Here is an 18807-nt window from a genome sequence, read left to right on the forward strand (position 1 = left end):
TTTTGGGCTTTGCGAAAGAACATCGCGCGAGGATGGCGAAATTGGTAGACGCACCAGGTTTAGGTCCTGACGCCAGCAATGGTGTGGGGGTTCGAGTCCCCCTCCTCGCACCACAGTATTAATTTATTTATTGGACGATTCACATGGCAACTGCAGTCGAAACCCTGGAAAAACTCGAACGCCGCATCACCCTGACCGTTCCCGTCGAGGACGTCAAACAGGAAGTGGAAAAGCGCCTGAAGGTGCGCGCACGTACTGCCAAGGCCCCTGGCTTCCGCCCGGGCAAGGTTCCCATGAAGATGGTTGCAGCCCAGTATGGTTACCAGGTTGAAACCGAAGTCCTGAACGACAAGGTCGGCCGCGCTTTCAACGATGCTGCCAATGCCAATAACCTGCGCGTTGCCGGTTTCCCGCGTATCGAGCCAAAGGGCAGCGAAGGCGTGCCGGATGGCCAGATCGCCTTCGACGCAACCTTTGAAGTGTATCCGGAAGTCAAGTTCAGCGACCTGACTGCGGCGGAAGTCGAAAAAGTGGTTTCCGAAGTCAGCGAAGCTGAAATCGACAAGACCATCGATATCCTGCGCAAGCAGCGCGTCCATTACCATGTCAAGGGTGAGCAGGGCGCGCACGGCGACGGCGGCGCGGACCAGTCGGCCCAGAATGGCGACCGCGTGACCATCGATTTCGTCGGCAAGATTGACGGCGTTGAATTTGCCGGCGGCAAGGCTGAAGACTATCCGTTCGTGCTTGGCGAAGGCCGCATGCTGCCGGAATTCGAAGCCGCCACCGTTGGCCTGAAAGTCGGCGAAGCCAAGACCTTCCCGCTGAATTTCCCTGAGGATTACCACGGCAAGGATGTCGCCGGCAAGACTGCCGAATTCACCGTGACCCTGAAAAAGCTGGAATGGGCGCACCTGCCGGAAGTCGATGCGGAATTTGCCAAGTCGCTCGGGGTGGCCGATGGCGACCTGGGCAAGATGCGCGCCGACATCAAGGCCAACCTGGAGCGCGAAGTCAGTGGCCGCGCCAAGGCCAAGACCAAGGACAGCGTGATGGACGCGCTGATCAAGATCACCGAACTGGAAGTGCCGAACGCGCTGCTGGACCAGGAAGTCGAGCGCCTGTCGGAAATGACCCGCCAGGACATGGCCCAGCGCGGCATGCAAGTCGGTAACGTGCCTTTCCCGCCAGAACTGTTCAAGCCGCAAGCCGAGCGCCGCGTGCGCCTCGGCCTGATCCTGGCTGAACTGGTCAAGGCCAATAACCTGCAAGCAACTTCCGAACAGGTCAAGGCGCAAGTCGAAGATTTCGCCCAGAGTTATGAAGATCCGCAGCAAGTGGTGAAGTACTACTTCAGCGACCGCCGCCGTCTGGCCGAAGTCGAAGCCCTTGTTTTGGAAGAAAACGTCGTCAACTATGTACTGGGTAAGGCCAAGGTCAGCGACAAGGCCGTTGCATTCGACGAACTGATGGGCAACAACGCGCAAGCGTAATAACGCGGACCGCGCTCTCCATAAAGGAAGCTAGATGACACGCATGAATGGAAATTCCGCACTCGAACCCCAGATGCTGGGCATGGTGCCGATGGTGATCGAGCAAAGCGGGCGCGGCGAACGTGCCTACGATATCTACTCGCGCCTGTTGAAGGAGCGCGTGATTTTCATGGTGGGCCCGGTCAATGACCAGATGGCCAACCTGATCGTGGCGCAGATGCTGTTCCTGGAGAGCGAGAATCCGGACAAGGATATTTCCTTGTACATCAATTCTCCGGGCGGTTCGGTCTCGGCCGGCATGGCGATCTTCGATACCATGCAGTTCATCAAGCCGGACGTGTCGACCCTGTGCACGGGCCTGGCGGCGTCGATGGGCGCCTTCCTGCTGGCTGCAGGCGCCAAGGGCAAGCGTTTTTCCCTGCCGAACTCGCGCATCATGATCCATCAGCCGCTGGGCGGCGCTCAAGGCCAGGCCACCGATATCGAAATCCAGGCGCGCGAAATCCTGTATTTGCGGGATCGTCTCAATCATATCCTGTCGCAACAAACCGGCCAGAGCATCGAGCAAATCCGCAAGGATACCGAGCGTGATAATTTCATGTCGGCAGACCAGGCGGTGGACTACGGCATGATTGACAAGGTACTCACCAGCCGGGCTTGATGCGGTATCGTTCGTGCTTTTCAACAACGCCCGGCCCAAACACAGTCCGGGCGTTTTTGTTTTACTATGCCAAAAAGCCTCTCGCAGGCGGTTTTTTTGCGCTGTCTCGTGACGGATTTTGAATTCACGGGTAATATCGATCCACCATTGCTACCTACTTAGCCTTATGTCTGACAAAAAATCCTCCAGTGGCGAGAAACTCCTGTATTGCTCGTTCTGCGGCAAGAGCCAACACGAGGTGAAAAAACTGATCGCGGGACCTTCGGTCTTCATTTGCGACGAGTGTATCGACCTGTGCAACGACATCATCCGTGACGAGGCTGCCAGCGTCGAAGCGGTGGGCGAGCATCGTTCGGACTTGCCTACGCCCCAGGAAATCTGCGAGATGCTCGATCAGTACGTGATCGGCCAGGAAGCGGCCAAGCGCATCCTTTCGGTGGCGGTGTATAACCATTACAAACGCTTGAAGCATCTCGGCAAAAAAGACGATGTGGAATTGGCGAAGAGCAACATCTTGCTGGTCGGTCCAACCGGATCTGGCAAGACGCTGCTGGCGCAGACTCTTGCGCGCATGCTCAATGTGCCCTTCGTGATCGCGGATGCGACAACGCTGACGGAAGCCGGCTACGTCGGTGAGGATGTGGAAAACATCATCCAGAAGCTTTTGCAGAACTGCAATTACGAAGTCGAGAAGGCGCAGAAGGGGATTGTCTACATCGACGAGATCGACAAGATTTCGCGCAAGTCCGACAATCCCTCGATCACGCGAGACGTCTCCGGCGAGGGCGTGCAGCAAGCGCTGCTGAAGCTCATCGAAGGCACGATGGCATCGGTGCCGCCGCAAGGCGGGCGCAAGCACCCGAACCAGGATTTCGTGCAGATCGATACCACCAATATCATGTTCATCTGCGGTGGCGCTTTCGATGGTCTCGCCAAGATCATTTCCAATCGCTCCGAAAAGAGTGGCATCGGTTTCGGCGCCTCGGTCAAGAGCCAGAGCGAACGCAATGCCAGCGAAACGCTGATGGATACCGAGCCGGAAGACCTGGTCAAGTTTGGCCTGATCCCGGAACTGGTCGGTCGTTTGCCGGTAGTGGCAACGCTGAAGGAATTGAACGAGGAAGCGCTGATCCAGATCTTGCTTGAACCAAAGAATGCCTTGATCAAGCAATATGCCAAATTGCTTGAAATGGAGGGCGCTGAACTGGAGATCCGTCCTGCCGCACTGCATGCGATCGCTAAAAAAGCGCTGGCGCGCAAGACCGGCGCACGTGGCTTGCGCTCCATCCTGGAACATGCCTTGCTTGATGTGATGTATGAATTGCCCAATCAGCAGAATGTCTCCAAGGTGGTCGTGGATGAAAATACCATTACCAACGGGGCCAAACCATTACTGATTTACCATGAACAACCCAAAGTGTCGGGCGCATAATGAGGCTGCTGTTGGAAAAACCTTGAAAATTTACGGTTTTCAAACCTTTTTTGCCCAAAAGCAGTACAATTTATTGAAACAACAATCACTCAGGCTTCCATCGCAAAGCCACTCGAGGGCAAGCTCTCGTGTGGCTTTTTTTATTGATGTGTTTCCCAATTTAAAGTGATGATTATTGACGCAGGGGCTTGTCTTTTGCCCGATCGTGCCAACATCAATTAAACATTCTTGATAAGGCTCGCCATGACGACAACCAATCAAACCGAACACACCCAGTTGCCGCTGTTGCCTTTGCGTGACGTGGTCGTATTCCCGCACATGGTGATTCCCCTCTTTGTCGGCCGTCCAAAGTCGATCAAGGCCCTGGAAGCCGCGATGGAGCAGGGCAAGAGCATCATGCTGGCAGCCCAGAAAGCCGCCGCCAAGGATGAGCCTTCCGCCGACGATATCTACGAGATCGGCTGTATCGCCAATATCCTGCAAATGCTGAAATTGCCTGATGGCACCGTCAAGGTGCTGGTTGAAGGCGCCCAGCGTGCGCGCATCCATGAAATTCGCGAGCTGGAAACCCATTTCATGTCGACGCTGTCCCCGGTCGAATCCGAGATCGGCGACGAGTCCGAAGTCGAGGCGATGCGCCGCGCGATCGTCCAGCAGTTCGACCAGTACGTCAAACTCAACAAGAAGATTCCGCCGGAAATCCTGACTTCGCTGGCCGGCATTGACGATGCGGGCCGCCTGGCCGATACCATTGCCGCGCATCTGCCGCTGAAGCTCGAGCAGAAACAGGTCATCCTCGAAATTTTCAATGTCGCCAAGCGCTACGAGCACCTGCTCGGCCAGCTTGAAGGCGAACTCGATATCCTGCAGGTGGAAAAGCGCATCCGCGGCCGCGTCAAGCGCCAGATGGAAAAGTCGCAGCGCGAGTATTACCTGAACGAGCAGGTCAAGGCGATCCAGAAGGAACTCGGTGAAGGCGAGGAGGGCGCCGACCTCGAAGAACTCGAGAAGCGCATCATCGCGGCCAAGATGCCCAAGGAAGCCCGCGACAAGGCCGCGAGCGAATTGAAGAAGCTGAAGATGATGTCGCCGATGTCGGCGGAAGCTACCGTCGTGCGCAACTATATCGACACGCTCATCAACCTGCCGTGGAAAAAGAAATCCAAGGTCAACAACGATCTCGCCAATGCCGAGAAGGTGCTGGAAGACGAGCACTATGGCCTGGACAAGGTCAAGGAACGCATCCTCGAATATCTCGCCGTGCAGCAGCGTGTCGATAAGCTGAAAGCGCCGATCCTGTGCTTCGTCGGCCCCCCGGGCGTCGGCAAGACATCGCTCGGCCAGTCGATTGCGCGTGCCACCAACCGCAAGTATGTGCGCATGGCGCTGGGCGGCGTGCGTGATGAAGCCGAGATTCGCGGCCATCGCCGCACCTACATTGGTTCGATGCCGGGCAAGATCCTGCAGAGCCTGACCAAGGTCGGCGTACGTAATCCGCTGTTCCTGCTCGACGAGATCGACAAGCTGGGCATGGACTTCCGTGGCGACCCGTCTTCGGCATTGCTGGAAGTGCTGGACCCGGAACAGAACCATACCTTTTCCGACCATTACATCGAAGTCGATTTCGACTTGTCCGACGTGATGTTCGTGGCGACGTCGAACTCCTTCAATATTCCGCCGGCCCTGCTGGACCGCATGGAAGTCATCCGCCTGTCCGGTTACACGGAAGACGAGAAGACCAACATCGCCCAGCGCTACCTGCTGCCCAAGCAGGTCAAGACCAACGGCTTGAAGGAAGAAGAGATCAGCGTGTCCGAAGGCGCGCTCCGCGACATCATCCGTTACTACACGCGTGAGGCCGGCGTGCGTTCGCTGGAACGCGAAGTTTCAAAGATTTGCCGCAAGGTCGTGAAGATGCTGCTGCTGAAAAAGCAGGAGAAAAAGATCTCGGTGACGCCGAAAAATCTCGACAAGTTCCTCGGCGTGCGCCGCTTCGATTTCGGCATGGCTGAAAAAGAAAACCAGATCGGCCAGGTGGTGGGTCTTGCCTGGACCGAGGTCGGCGGCGAACTGCTGACCATCGAGGCGATGAGCATGCCCGGCAAGGGCGGCGTGATCCGTACCGGCACCCTGGGCGACGTGATGAAGGAATCGATCGAGGCGGCGCGCACCGTGGTGCGCAGCCGCGCCAAGTCGCTCGGCATCAAGAACGATGTGTTCGACAAGAACGATATCCACATCCACGTGCCGGAAGGCGCAACGCCCAAGGATGGTCCGTCTGCGGGTATTGCCATGACGACGGCGCTGGTATCGGTGTTCACAGGCATCCCTGTGCGCGCGGACGTGGCCATGACGGGCGAGATCACGCTGCGCGGTGAAGTTTTGCCGATCGGTGGCCTGAAGGAGAAACTGCTGGCGGCGCATCGCGGCGGCATCAAGACCGCACTGATTCCGGAGCAGAACGTCAAGGACCTTGCCGACATTCCTGACAACGTCAAGAACAAGCTGGAAATCGTGCCGGTGCGCTGGATCGACAAGGTGCTGGAGATTGCCCTGGAACGTCAGCCAGTGCCGTTGCCTGACGAAGAGCCTGCGGTCGCGGCGGCTGCCAAGGGTGCCGAGGCGACTGACTCGACCGTGGTCACGCATTGAATCTGTGCGTACCTGAAATGCAGCGCTCAAATCGCTGCACAAAAAAAAGCGCTCTTCGGAGCGCTTTTTTTGTGCGCACGTTGAAAATGAAACGTTGTAGCTCGTGATCGGAATGTAAATCCCTTGACACAATTCGTGGCGACTTGTTTAATACGTGCTTCCGGTTTTTCGTACTCCGCAGCAAGTGTGGGTCCATCAATCAAGGGCACACATGGTTGCGGCAATTAATCTACTCAGGGGGCGTAAGTGAATAAATCCGAATTAATCGATCACATTGCCGAATCTGCCGATCTGTCCAAGGCCGATGCAGGTCGTGCGCTGGATGCGCTGGTCGATGCAGTCAAGATCACGTTGAAAAAGAACGGTACTGTGACCCTGGTGGGCTTTGGTACTTTCTCGGTAGGCAAGCGCGCTGCGCGCACCGGCCGCAATCCGCAAACTGGCGCGGCGATCAAGATCAAGGCAGCCAAGGTGCCGAAGTTTAAGCCGGGCAAAGGCCTGAAAGACGCCGTCAACTAATTGGCTTCTCATCACTGGTAAAAAACGCAAAAAAACGAAATTTACCAGTGGCAGGATTCGGAATTTTGTATATAATGTTGTTCTTCGCAGCGTGGTGATAAACGCTGTAGTTTGACTGGTTAGGCAGTGTATCGGGTGCTTAGCTCAGTTGGTAGAGCGGCGCCCTTACAAGGCGTAGGTCGGGAGTTCGAGCCTCTCAGCACCCACCAGACGCGGTCAAACAACGATGCAGTAAATTGGAGCGGTAGTTCAGTTGGTTAGAATACCGGCCTGTCACGCCGGGGGTCGCGGGTTCGAGTCCCGTCCGCTCCGCCAACACTAAAAAGGCGAACGCAAGTTCGCCTTTTTTCTTATGCGAAACGCGATACGCAATTTACGTTTAGGCGTCGTAATCTGTACTGGATAGGTTGAACATGTTTGATTTCGTCCGCACCCACCAACGGCTGATGCAGTTCATCCTGCTGTTGTTCATTTTTCCTTCCTTTGCTTTTTTTGGCCTGGAAAGCTATACGCGTTTCCAGCAAGGTGACAATGCCGTTGCGAAAGTCGCCGGCCAGTCGATTACCCAGGCTGAATTCGATGAGGCGCAGCGCCGGCAGACGGAGCAGTACCGCCAGATGCTGGGCGGGCAATTCGATCCCAAGTTGTTCGATACGCCGCAGCAGCGCAAAACGATTCTCGACGGCCTGATCGCCCAGCGCGCGCTGGCCGCCGAGGCTGCGCGCAACAACCTGCTCGCCTCCGACCAGGCCTTGCAGCAAGCGATCCTTGGCATGGAAGGCCTGACCGCAGCTGACGGCAAGTTCGACCATGACCGCTACAAATCGCTGCTGGCAATGCAGGGGATGACGCCAGTGATGTTTGAAACCAGCTTGCGGCGCGACCTCGCCGTGCAGCAGGTAAATGCCGCCGTGCAGAGCACTGCCTTCGTGCCAAAGTCTGTTGCTGCCCGCATTTCCGATTTCAGTCAGCAGCAACGCGAAGTGCAGCTCTTGCTGTTCAAGGCTGGCGATTACGTTTCCCAGGTGAAGGTGAGCGACCAGCAGCTGCAAGACTTTTACACCAAGAACGTTGCCCAGTTCGCCATTCCGGAACAGGCCACGATCGAGTATGTCGTGTTGAATGCGGCTACGATCGAAGCGCGGATCCAGGTTTCCGACGATGATGTCAAGGCTTACTACGAGCAGAACAAGCAGCGTTATTCTGTGCAGGAGCAGCGCCGTGCCAGCCATATCCTGGTCGGCATGAAGAAGGATGGCGCGGACAAGGAGGCAGCGCGCGCCAAGGCAGAGAAGCTGCTTGCGCAACTGCGCCAGACGCCGGGGGATTTTGCCAAACTGGCCAAGGAAAATTCCGACGACCCGGGTTCGGGCGAAAAGGGCGGCGACCTGGGCTTTTTTGGCCCCGGTGCAATGGTCAAGCCGTTCGAGGAAGCTGCCAACAAGCTGAAGCAAGGCGAGATCAGCGGCCTGGTGCAAACCGATTTCGGCTTCCACATCATTCAGCTGACTGGCATCAAGCCGGGGTCGGTGAAGCCGCTGGATGAAGTCAAGGCCGAGATCGCTGCCGATATCAAGAAGCAGCAGTTTGCCAAAAAATATGCCGAGCTAGCGGAAGTGTTCACCGATACCGTGTACGAGCAGGCCGACAGTCTCAAGCCGGTTGCCGACAAGCTCAAGCTGAAGATCGAAACTGCCGCGAATCTGACGCGCCAGCCCAACCCGGCAGCCGCGCCGAATGTGCCTTTCAACAACCAGAAATTCCTGGCCGTGCTGTTTTCCGACGACGTGGTCAAGAACAAGCGCAATACCGAGGCGGTGGAAGTTGCGCCGAATACCTTGATTGCCGGCCGCGTGGTCGAGCACAAGCCGGCCTCGAAGCGCCCGCTGGAAGAAGTCAAGGCCGGCATCCGCGAGCGCGTTATCCAGGAAGAAGCGGCCAAGCTGGCGCGCCAGACTGGCGAAGCCAAACTGGCTGCACTGAAAGCCAAGGACGATGGCGCCGTCTTTGGCGCGGCCCAGGTGGTTTCGCGCAGCAAGCGTGAAGGCATCGAGGGTGTCGCGCTGGAAGCCGTGATGAAGGCCGATGTCACCAAGCTGCCCGCCTACGCTGGCGTGGAAGTGCCGCAGCAGGGCTATGCCGTGTACCGCATCACCAAGGTGACGCAACCTGCTGCTGCCGATGCGGCACGCCGCCAGGCGGAAGAGCAGCAAATTGCCGGCATCGTGGCGCAGCAGGAAGCTGCCGCCTATGTCGAGGCACTGAAACAGAAAGCCAAGGTGAAGCTGCTGAAGCCGGTGGATCAAGCCAAGGCGCCTGCCGAACAGTAAGCGCGTCGCTTCAAATGAAAAACCGCTCTTGTCGAGCGGTTTTTTTATGGCGGGACGAAATTTATTGCTGGCAGGGTCACCTCAATCGAGTGCGGCGCTGGCAAGCAATTGTTGCGCGGCGACCTGGAAACTCCGGACTGAGATGTCGCTGAGCGCCAGCTTCCGGGCATTTGGAAAGAGGGCAAAGTTTTTGCCAATCGAGCGCAGATAGGCTGGATCGTAGTGCTGGGCGAGCAACTCTCCCACCAGCAGCGGCATTGTGCCGCTTTGCGCCATTGCCTGCCAGCGACCCACCTTTTCCCTGCCATGCAAGGGCAGCAGGCAATCGAGCTGGCGGTTCAACATGGAAGGGTCAGCGACGAAGTGGGCGTATTCGCGCATCAGCAGTGCCACGCGGTCGGCGACTGACAAGCTCAGGGCGATGCAGGGCGAGCTGCGCATTTTTTCCATCAATGCATCGGGTACGCGCAGGTTACCGACTTTCTTGCTCTCGGACTCGACAAAGACAGGCAGTGCCGGGTCGAAGCGCCGCAAGGCTTGCCAGATGCTGCTTTCGAATGCTTTCTGGCTGGGCTGCGGCTCTGCAGGAATATTGCCCAGCACGGAACCGCGATGCGAAGCGAGCTGTTCGAGGTCGAGCACCTGCGCGCCTTGCTGCGCCAGCGTACGCAGCAGTTCGCTCTTGCCGCTGCCGGTCGGGCCGCCGATCACGCGGTAGGAAAAGTGCGACGGCAGTTCCGCCAGCGCGGCATTGACGTGCCGCCGGTATTCCTTGTAGCCGCCATCGAGTTGCATCACAGGCCAGCCGATCTTGGCCAGGATGTGCGCCATCGAGCCGCTGCGGTTGCCGCCCCGCCAGCAGTACACCAGGGGTTTCCATTCACGAGGCTTGTCGGCAAACAGCGCATTGATATGCGTGGCGATATTGCGCGCCACCAGCGCGGCGCCGACTTTCTTGGCTTCGAAGGCGCCGACTTGCTTGTACAGGGTGCCGACGCGAATGCGCTCGTCATTGTCCAGGACCGGGCAATTGATGGCGCCGGGAATGTGGTCTTCGGCATACTCGGCTTCGCTGCGGGCATCGATGATGGTGTCGAATTCTTCCAGCAGCGGCAGCACTGCGTCAAACGTCAGCAGGGCGGGGTATTTCATGTGCTTGATTTTTACAGGAGAGGTTTCAGGACTGGCCAGACATTGTCCAGCATGACGGGATGCGCCGCAGCCGCCGGATGGATGCGGTCGGGCTGGAACAGCTCCGCGCGATCGGCTACCCCAGCCAGCAAGAACGGCACCAGTGCCGTCCGGCTTTCCCGCGCCAGCTTGCCGTACAGTGCGTAAAAATTTTCGGTATAGGTCGCGCCATAGTTTGGCGGCAGGCGCATGCCGAGCAACAGTACTTTGGCGCCGGCATCCTGGCCTGCCTTGATCATGGTGCGCAGATTGGATTCCGTGGCAGCCAGAGACAGGCCGCGCAAGCCGTCGTTGCCGCCCAGTTCGATGATGAGGATATCCGGCCGGTGTTTTTTTAGCAGGGCCGGCAAGCGGCTGGCGCCGCCGCTGGTGGTGTCGCCGCTGATGCTGGCGTTGACGACGGTGGCATTGCGTTTCTCGGCGTGCAGGCGGTTTTGCAGCAGGCTGACCCACCCGCTGCCGCGCGCGAGGCCGTACTCGGCAGACAGGCTGTCGCCGAGCACGACGACGGTTTTTGATGCAGAATAGGCGCTCGACGCAAATAGCGCCAACGCCAATAACATCAGGGCAAGCAGCCCACGCCGCATTAGCAAGCGCGGCGCCCATGGACAAAAATCAAAGCGCATGACTGAACCTTCCAATTTGCAGTATGCCATCGAGGTAAGCCACTTGTGCAAACGCGTGGCAGATGCGACAGGTGAACTGACGATACTTGATGATATCCATTTTACCGTGCAAGCCGGGGCCACGCTGGCCATCGTCGGCGCTTCCGGATCGGGCAAGTCCACCCTGCTGGGTTTGCTGGCGGGGCTGGATACGCCGACGTCAGGCAGCGTGAAAATCGATGGCACCGATATTTTTGCCCTCGACGAGGATGGCCGCGCGCACTTGCGCAAGGACAAGCTCGGCTTCGTATTCCAGTCCTTCCAGCTGGTCGGGCACATGAACGCGCTTGAGAATGTCATGCTGCCGCTGGAGCTGCGCGGCGACCGTGACGCGCGCCCCAGGGCGGAGGCCATGCTGGAGCGGGTCGGCCTGGCCAGCCGTCTGAAGCATTATCCAAAATACCTGTCCGGCGGTGAACAGCAGCGCGTGGCGCTGGCGCGTGCCTTCGTGACCGAGCCGCCGCTGCTGCTGGCGGATGAGCCGACCGGGAGTCTCGATGCCGCCACCGGCGACGCTGTGATCCGTCTCATGTTCGAACTGAACCAGGAGCGCGGTTCGACCCTGGTCCTGGTAACCCATGATCCCTCGATCGCGGCGCGCTGCTCCCGTACCATCACGATTGCGGCAGGCCGGCTGGCTTGAATCGCGGTAGCCGCTGGCTCAACAATCCGTGAAGGTATTGCGGGCGGCACGGATTGCCGGGATGAGTTCGCCAGCGGTCAGTCCAATCGGACCGATGCCTGCCTCAACGAGCCGGTCGGCTGCATGGCCATGCAGCCAGACCGCCGCCAGCGCTGCTTCCCATGCCGGCATGCCCTGCGCCAGCAGTGCGCCGCAGAGCCCGGCGAGCACGTCGCCTGTGCCGGCGGTGGCGAGCGCCGGGTTGCCATTCGGGTTGATCGCCGCCATGCCATCCGGTCGGGCAATCACGCTGCCGGAACCTTTTAACACCACCACGGCCTGAAAACGCGCTGCCAGCTGGCGTGCGGCAGCCAGCCGGTCGGCCTGCACTACGCCCACCGAGACCGCCAGCAGGCGCGCCGCCTCCAGCGGATGCGGCGTCAATAAGGCCGGGCCGGCGCGTGCGGCCAGGCGCTGCTGCAGGGCGGCATCGGCGGCGACCAGGTTGAGGCCGTCCGCATCCAGCACCACGGGCGCAGCGAGTGCAATGACGCCTGCCAGCAATTCGGCTGCGCGCCGGCCGCCTCCCGCACCGGGTCCGGCGACCACGGTGGCGTGGGCAAAATCAAAGTCGCCGGCGTGGCGGCACATCAGCTCCGGCTGCACCGGGTCAAATCCGGGCGCTTCGTCGATGAAGCAGGCAAAGATCCGTCCGGCGCCGCCGTACAGGGCGGCGCGCGCCGCCAGCAGCGGGGCGCCTTGCATGCCGTGGGCGCCGCCCAGCACGGCAACGTCGCCGAAGCTGCCCTTGTGGGAATTGTGCGGACGCGGCTGCAGCGCGCAGGCAAACATTGCGGGCCCGTTCAGGTGCGCCTGCGCGGCTGGAAACAGGGTCGCATCGATATCGAGCGGCGCGACGCTGACCCTGCCGGCATGGTCGCGGCCATGGCAGGTGTGCAGCCCCGGCTTGTCGGCGATGAAGGTGATGGTATGGCTTGCGCGCACGGCAATGCCGCCAGGGCCGACGATATCGCCGGTATCCGCGTCTAGGCCGCTGGGCACGTCCAGCGCCAGCACCGGACAGTCGAGGGCATTGACGAATTCGACCATGGCACGCATGACGCCGCCAATCGGTCGGGCCAGGCCGATGCCGAGCAGGCCATCGATGACCAGGTCCCAGTGGGATGCCTGCAGTACCGCCATGGCAGCAGGCTCGGCCGGTTCAATAAACGTTGCCTGGCTCGATTGCGCGCGCGACAGCGCGTCGCGGGCATCCTGCGGCCGGGTACCGGCAACGGCAAAGAGTGCGACGCTCACGTCGATGCCGCCGTGCGCCAGGCGGGCAGCAACGTCAAGCGCATCGCCGCCATTGTTGCCGGGGCCGGCCAGGACCAGTATGCGCTGTGCGGCGACGGTGCCCGGCAATTCCAGCGCCAGTTGCGCGGCAGCGGCGCCGGCGCGCTGCATGAGCGTGCCGGTCGGCAGCGCGGCCAGCGCTGCCTGTTCGATTTGGCGGATTTCCGTGACGGTATAGAGCTCGTTCATGGCGCCGGCTGACAAGTAAAAGGGATTAACGGATATTACGGTAAGCGCGCGTAGCGTGCCAGTGTCAGGCCTTCCATGTCGATCTCCGGCGTGCGTCCCGAAATGACATCGGCCAACACCATGCCGCAGCCGGCGGCCATGGCCCAGCCGGTCGAGCCATGGCCGATGTTGACGTAGAGATTGCGGATCGGCGTGGCGCCCAACACCGGCGGCCCATCCGGCAGCATCGGGCGGATGCCGCTCCAGTAGCTGGCATTGCTGTAATTGGCGGCATCCGGGAACCAGTCTTCGCCAACCTTGGCCAGGGTGCGCAGCGCGACTTCATGCAGGTCGGTGCTGACCGAACCGAGTTCCGCCAGGCCGGCAATGCGGATGCGGCTGCCCATGCGGGTGATCGCGACCTTGTAGGATTCATCCATCAGCGCGGCTTGCGGCGCTTCGTCGAAATTGCGGATCGATGCCGTGGCTGAATAGCCCTTGATCGGATACAGGGGCAGGCGAATGCCCAGCGGCGCCAGCAGACGGGCGCTGTCGATGCCGGCGGCGACCACCACGGCGTCGGCGCTGAACTCGCGCTCATCGATGCGCATGCCGATACGTTTGCCTTGCACTTCCAGCGCCGTCACGGTTTTGCTGAAGTGGAATTCCACCCCCATGTCCTGGGCAATGGTTTTCAGCTGCTTGGTGAAAAGCGGGCAATTGCCTGCTTCGTCGTCCGGAAGGTGCAGGCCGCCGGCCAGGGGCGTTGCGGCAGACAATGCCGGCTCGATGGCACGCGCCTGCTCCGCATCGACCAGCTGGTGCGCGATGCCATGCTCGGCGAGCAGGCCGAGCGAGGGTTGCGCGAGCGCTATATCGCGCTCGCTGCGGAACAATTGCAGATACCCTCTGGTTTGCTCATAGTCGAGTTGATGGTGATCCCGCAACTGCTGCAGGATGTCGCGGCTGTAAAGGGCAATCCTTTGCATGCGCGCCTTGTTGATGCGAAATCGCTCCAGTTCGCATTCGGCCAGCCACATCCGGACCCAGCGCCACAAGGCGCGGTCGAGCGTCGGCTTGAGCAGCACCGGGCTTTCGGGGCGGAAAAGCGTCGACAGTAATTTCTTTGGCATTCCCGGCGCAGCCCAGGGCGTCACGTAGCCTGGCGCTACGACGCCGGCATTGCCGAAACTGGCTTTCTCGGCGACGTTGCCCAGGCGCTCGATGACCACGACTTGATAGCCGGCCTCGGCCAGGAAATAGGCGGTGCAGACGCCGATGACGCCGCCCCCGATTACTGCGATCTGCTGTTGATGTGGCATGGATTGACTGGTGATGCGTGCGCTTGTCCGCAGCCCGAAAAGAGCAGCGAATATAGCATGCCGGCGGCGTCCTTTTGTGGCGATTGCCGGCTTAATTTATCGGATTGAAGCCGACGTGGACATTGTGACAGCCCCGCCCGCCCCACCGGCAAATCCATGGACAGCAAGAAATTGCTTTGGTTCTACTCCTGAGCGGTGGGCAAATTCACTGGCATGGCAGCAGCCACCATTGCCGAATCCGGGGCAATAGCGGCGAATCGGCACGGCATCAAGGTATAATCATGGATTCCGCTTAACCCCCAACTTTGCTCTCGCCATGCTGATTCTGCCGGGCTCCAATGCCCTGTCTGCCTTCCGTAGCCAACGACTGTTATCCAAACTGCAAGAAATCGATCCGGCCATTGTCGGCATCAGCGGCCGTTATCTGCATTTCATCGATGCGGCGACCGCGCCCTCGCAAGAAGACGTGGGCCGCCTGCAAGCCTTGCTGACCTATGGCGACATCTTCGATGGCAGGGATGAAGGTGACCGCTTTGTCGTGATTCCGCGCTTTGGCACCATTTCGCCCTGGGCCAGCAAGGCCACCGATATCGCCCGCAATTGCGGCATGGCGCAGATCCACCGCATCGAGCGCGGCGTGGCGTATTACGTCCAGGTCAAGTCCGGCCTGCTGGGCGGCACCAAGAAGCTGTCCGACCCGGACGCCGTGGCCGCGCTGCTGCATGACCGCATGACCGAGAATGTCTTGCGCAATCCCGAGGATGCCGCCGGCCTGTTTGGCGAACTCGAAGCCAGGCCGCTGGCGTTCGTCGATGTGCTTGGCGGGGGCAAGGCGGCACTGGAGCAGGCCAATACCGAACTGGGCCTGGCCATGTCGGATGATGAAATCGACTACCTGGTCAAGGCCTTTACCCAGGCGCAGCGCAATCCGACCGACGTCGAGTTGATGATGTTTGCGCAAGCCAACAGCGAACATTGCCGCCACAAGATTTTCAATGCCGACTGGACCATCGATGGCGTGCAGCAGGATAAATCCCTGTTTGCCATGATCAAGAATACCCACCAGCTGCAGCCCAGGGGCACCGTGGTGGCGTACAGCGACAATTCCTCGGTCATCGAAGGCGCCAGCATTGCGCGCTTCTATCCGCGCGGCGCTGCCGAAGGCAATGTGTATGCCGCATCGGAAGAACTGACCCACATCCTGATGAAGGTCGAGACGCACAACCACCCGACGGCGATTTCGCCTTTCCCGGGCGCTTCCACCGGCGCCGGCGGCGAAATTCGCGACGAAGGGGCAACCGGCCGCGGCGCCAAGCCCAAGGCAGGGCTGACCGGCTTTACCGTCTCCAACCTGATGATCACCCATGCGGTGCAGCCGTGGGAAAACGCCCGCGACGTCACGCTGCCGGCCGACCAGCGCGCGCCCGGCGCAGCAACCATCTACGGCAAGCCCGACCGCATCGCCTCGCCCCTGCAGATCATGATCGACGGGCCGATTGGCGGCGCGGCGTTCAACAATGAATTCGGCCGGCCCAACCTGGGCGGTTACTTCCGCACCTACGAGCAGAATGTCGGCGGCCATGTGGCCGGTTACCACAAGCCCATCATGATTGCCGGCGGCATGGGCAATATTTCGGCGAAACACACCAAGAAGAACGATTTGCCGGTGGGCAGCCTGCTGATCCAGCTGGGCGGCCCGGGCATGCGCATCGGCATGGGCGGCAGCGCCGCTTCGTCGATGGCGACCGGCACCAATACGGCTGACCTGGATTTCGATTCGGTCCAGCGCGGCAACCCGGAAATGGAGCGGCGCGCACAGGAAGTCATCAATGCCTGCTGGGCGATGGGCGATACCAACCCGATCCTGTCGATCCATGACGTCGGCGCCGGCGGCCTGTCCAATGCTTTCCCGGAAATCACCAACGATGCGAAGCGCGGGGCGATCTTCGACTTGCGCCGCGTACCGCTGGAAGAGTCCGGCCTAGCGCCCAAGGAAATCTGGAGCAATGAATCGCAGGAGCGCTATGTGCTGGCGATCGCGCCGGAATCGCTGCCGCTGTTCGAATACTTCTGCCAGCGCGAGCGTGCGCCCTTTGCCGTGGTCGGCACCGCGACCGAAGAACGCCAGTTGAAGGTGATTGATCCAGAGCAGGGCAATAACCCTGTCGACATGCCGATGGATGTGTTGCTCGGCAAGCCGCCCAAGATGCACCGCGAGGTGACGCACATTGTGCGCGAATTGCCGCCGCTGGACCTGACCGGCATCGACTTGCTGGAAGCCTCATTGCGCGTCCTGCGCCTGCCGACCGTGGCCGACAAGTCGTTCCTGATCACCATTGGCGACCGCACCGTCGGCGCCATGACCGTGCGCGATCAGATGGTCGGCCCATGGCAAGTGCCGGTGGCCGATTGCGCGGTGACGGCGATGGGTTACGAGGGGTATCTTGGCGAAGCCATGGCGATGGGCGAACGCACCCCGTTGGCAGTGATCGATGCCGCCGCCTCCGGCCGCATGGCCGTGGGCGAGGCAATCACCAATATCGCGGCAGCACCAATCGCCGATATTTCCGACATCAAGCTCTCCGCCAACTGGATGGCGGCCTGTGGCCAGCCCGGCCAGGATGCCGCGCTGTTTGACACCGTCAAGGCGGTGGGCATGGAGCTGTGCCCGGCGCTGGGCGTATCCATCCCCGTGGGCAAGGATTCGCTGTCGATGCGCACCACCTGGAAGGATGAAGAGGGCGCCAAGGCGGTGACCTCGCCCGTGTCGCTGATCGTCTCTTCCTTTGCGCCGGTGGCCGATATCCGCCGCGTGCTCACGCCGCAGATCAAGAAGGACGTCGGCGACACCGTGCTGATCGCCATCGACCTTGGCCGCGGCAAGAACCGCCTGGGCGCCTCCTGCCTTGCGCAGGTGATGCAGCAGATCGGTTGCGATGCGCCGGATGTCGACAGCGCCGACGACCTGAAGGCATTCTTCAATGCGGTCCAGCAGCTGAACCGCGAAGGCAAGCTGCTGGCCTACCATGACCGTTCCGATGGCGGCCTGTTTGCCACCTTGTGCGAAATGGCTTTCGCCGGCCGCAGCGGCCTGTCGCTCAATGTCGATATCCTCGCCATGGATAACGGCCACGCTGCCGACAGCGGCGAAGCCAAGAACTGGACAACCCAAGTGGGCGAGCGCCGCAATGACCTGACCCTGCGCGCACTGTTCAACGAAGAGCTGGGCGCGGTGATCCAGGTGAAGGCAGCGCAGAAATCCGAAGTCATGGACGTGCTGCGCGCCTTCAATCTGGGCGCCTGCAGCCATATCATCGGCAAGCCGAACGAAACCGACGTCATCGAGATCATGCGCGATGCCAGGACCATCTACAGCCAGCCGCGCAGCGAACTGCAGCGCGCCTGGAGCGAGACATCCTGGCGCATTGCCCGCCTGCGCGACAACCCGGCTTGCGCCGACGCCGAATACGACCGCATCCTCGATACGCAAGACCCTGGCATCTCGCCGAAAATTTCCTTCGATGCGCAGCAGGACATCGCCGCGCCTTTCATCGCCAGCGGCGTGCGGCCCAAGGTCGCCATCCTGCGCGAGCAGGGCGTCAATTCGCAGATCGAGACGGCTTATGTAATGCACAAGGCAGGCTTTACCGCCGTCGACGTGCACATGAGCGACCTGATCGCCGGTCGTGCACGGCTGTCCGACTTCAAGGGCATGATTGCCGTCGGCGGCTTCTCCTACGGTGACGTGCTGGGCGCGGGCGAAGGCTGGGCCAAGACCATCCTGTTCAACGCCAAGCTTGCGGAGGAGTTTGCCGTGTTCTTCCAGCGCGAAGATACGTTCGGCCTGGGCATTTGCAACGGCTGCCAGATGATGAGTAATCTGAAAGCGATCATTCCAGGCGCACGCGACTGGCCGAAGTTCACGCGCAACAAGTCGGAGCAGTTCGAGGCACGCTTTGCGATGGTGGAACTGACGGATTCGCCGTCGATCTTTTTCGATGGCATGGCCGGCACGCAAACCCCGATCGCAGTGGCGCACGGCGAGGGCTTCGCCGACTTTTCGCAGACCGGTGACATCGATCGCGCGATCGTCGCAATGCGCTATGTCGACAACCGCGGCCAGGCCAGCGAAACCTATCCGTACAACCCGAACGGCTCGCCCAACGGCGTCACCGCGGTGACAACGGCTGACGGCCGCTTCACTGTCATGATGCCGCACGCCGAACGCGTCTTCCGCAGCGCCGTCAATTCGTGGCATCCCGAGGGCTGGGGCGAGGATGCGCCGTGGATGCGCATGTTCCGCAACGCCCGCAAGTGGGTGGGATAAACAGAGGGGGCGGGTTGCGACCCGCCATGAAAAACGGCGCTCCGAGGAGCGCCGTTTTTATTTGCCTGA

At 60.5% G+C, this 18807-nt stretch carries 12 protein-coding genes and 3 tRNA genes; 11 read left to right on the plus strand and 4 right to left on the minus strand.

Translation table 11 applies throughout. The annotated features are described in order from the left end of the window. Positions 1-26: 26 nt before the first annotated feature. The 9 genes from EKL02_RS09560 (at position 27) to EKL02_RS09600 (ending at position 9087) form a co-directional block, all read left to right on the plus strand. A tRNA-Leu gene (locus EKL02_RS09560) sits at positions 27-113 on the plus strand. 30 nt (positions 114-143) lie between these two features. Continuing rightward, positions 144-1493, plus strand: a complete 1350-nt coding sequence (tig, locus tag EKL02_RS09565) for a trigger factor (protein ID WP_128901832.1) — start codon at positions 144-146, stop codon at positions 1491-1493. A gap of 34 nt (positions 1494-1527) precedes the next feature. Continuing rightward, positions 1528-2154, plus strand: coding sequence for an ATP-dependent Clp endopeptidase proteolytic subunit ClpP (gene clpP, locus EKL02_RS09570; RefSeq protein ID WP_128901833.1), 627 nt, complete (start codon positions 1528-1530; stop codon positions 2152-2154). A 166-nt stretch (positions 2155-2320) separates the two neighbouring features. Further along, entirely contained in the window at positions 2321-3586 is a 1266-nt protein-coding gene (clpX, locus tag EKL02_RS09575) for an ATP-dependent Clp protease ATP-binding subunit ClpX (RefSeq protein WP_128901834.1), read from the plus strand. A gap of 243 nt (positions 3587-3829) precedes the next feature. Further along, on the plus strand, positions 3830-6238 hold the full coding sequence (gene lon / locus EKL02_RS09580; protein ID WP_128901835.1) for an endopeptidase La: 2409 nt from the start codon (positions 3830-3832) through the stop codon (positions 6236-6238). Between the two features lie 246 nt (positions 6239-6484). Next, the gene (locus EKL02_RS09585; protein WP_128901836.1) at positions 6485-6757 is read left to right on the plus strand and encodes an HU family DNA-binding protein; all 273 of its coding nucleotides are present in this window, start codon (positions 6485-6487) and stop codon (positions 6755-6757) included. A 133-nt stretch (positions 6758-6890) separates the two neighbouring features. After that, a tRNA-Val gene (locus EKL02_RS09590) sits at positions 6891-6966 on the plus strand. A 29-nt stretch (positions 6967-6995) separates the two neighbouring features. Further along, positions 6996-7072: transfer RNA gene (locus EKL02_RS09595), tRNA-Asp, on the plus strand. A gap of 98 nt (positions 7073-7170) precedes the next feature. Further along, complete coding sequence (locus EKL02_RS09600) at positions 7171-9087, plus strand: SurA N-terminal domain-containing protein (RefSeq protein WP_128901837.1); 1917 nt, start codon at positions 7171-7173, stop codon at positions 9085-9087. An 81-nt stretch (positions 9088-9168) separates the two neighbouring features. On the opposite strand, the gene mnmH is transcribed toward EKL02_RS09600, so the two are convergent. Next, positions 9169-10239, minus strand: a complete 1071-nt coding sequence (mnmH, locus tag EKL02_RS09605; RefSeq protein ID WP_128901838.1) for a tRNA 2-selenouridine(34) synthase MnmH — start codon at positions 10237-10239, stop codon at positions 9169-9171. 11 nt (positions 10240-10250) lie between these two features. After that, positions 10251-10865 (minus strand): arylesterase, encoded by a 615-nt coding sequence (locus EKL02_RS09610; RefSeq protein ID WP_241687860.1) that lies wholly within the window; start codon positions 10863-10865, stop codon positions 10251-10253. 37 nt (positions 10866-10902) lie between these two features. On the opposite strand from EKL02_RS09610, the gene EKL02_RS09615 reads away from it, so the two are divergent. After that, entirely contained in the window at positions 10903-11586 is a 684-nt protein-coding gene (locus EKL02_RS09615; RefSeq protein ID WP_241687671.1) for an ABC transporter ATP-binding protein, read from the plus strand. An 18-nt stretch (positions 11587-11604) separates the two neighbouring features. On the opposite strand, the gene EKL02_RS09620 is transcribed toward EKL02_RS09615, so the two are convergent. After that, positions 11605-13110, minus strand: coding sequence for an NAD(P)H-hydrate dehydratase (locus EKL02_RS09620; RefSeq protein ID WP_128901841.1), 1506 nt, complete (start codon positions 13108-13110; stop codon positions 11605-11607). 35 nt (positions 13111-13145) lie between these two features. Next, the gene (locus EKL02_RS09625) at positions 13146-14411 is read right to left on the minus strand and encodes a D-amino acid dehydrogenase (RefSeq protein WP_128901842.1); all 1266 of its coding nucleotides are present in this window, start codon (positions 14409-14411) and stop codon (positions 13146-13148) included. A 316-nt stretch (positions 14412-14727) separates the two neighbouring features. Between EKL02_RS09625 and purL the strand changes: the two genes are divergently transcribed. Next, positions 14728-18738, plus strand: coding sequence for a phosphoribosylformylglycinamidine synthase (gene purL / locus EKL02_RS09630; protein ID WP_128901843.1), 4011 nt, complete (start codon positions 14728-14730; stop codon positions 18736-18738). Positions 18739-18807: the final 69 nt, after the last annotated feature.

It is taken from the genome of Janthinobacterium sp. 17J80-10, from assembly GCF_004114795.1.
In the GTDB taxonomy this organism is placed as follows: domain Bacteria; phylum Pseudomonadota; class Gammaproteobacteria; order Burkholderiales; family Burkholderiaceae_D; genus Paucimonas.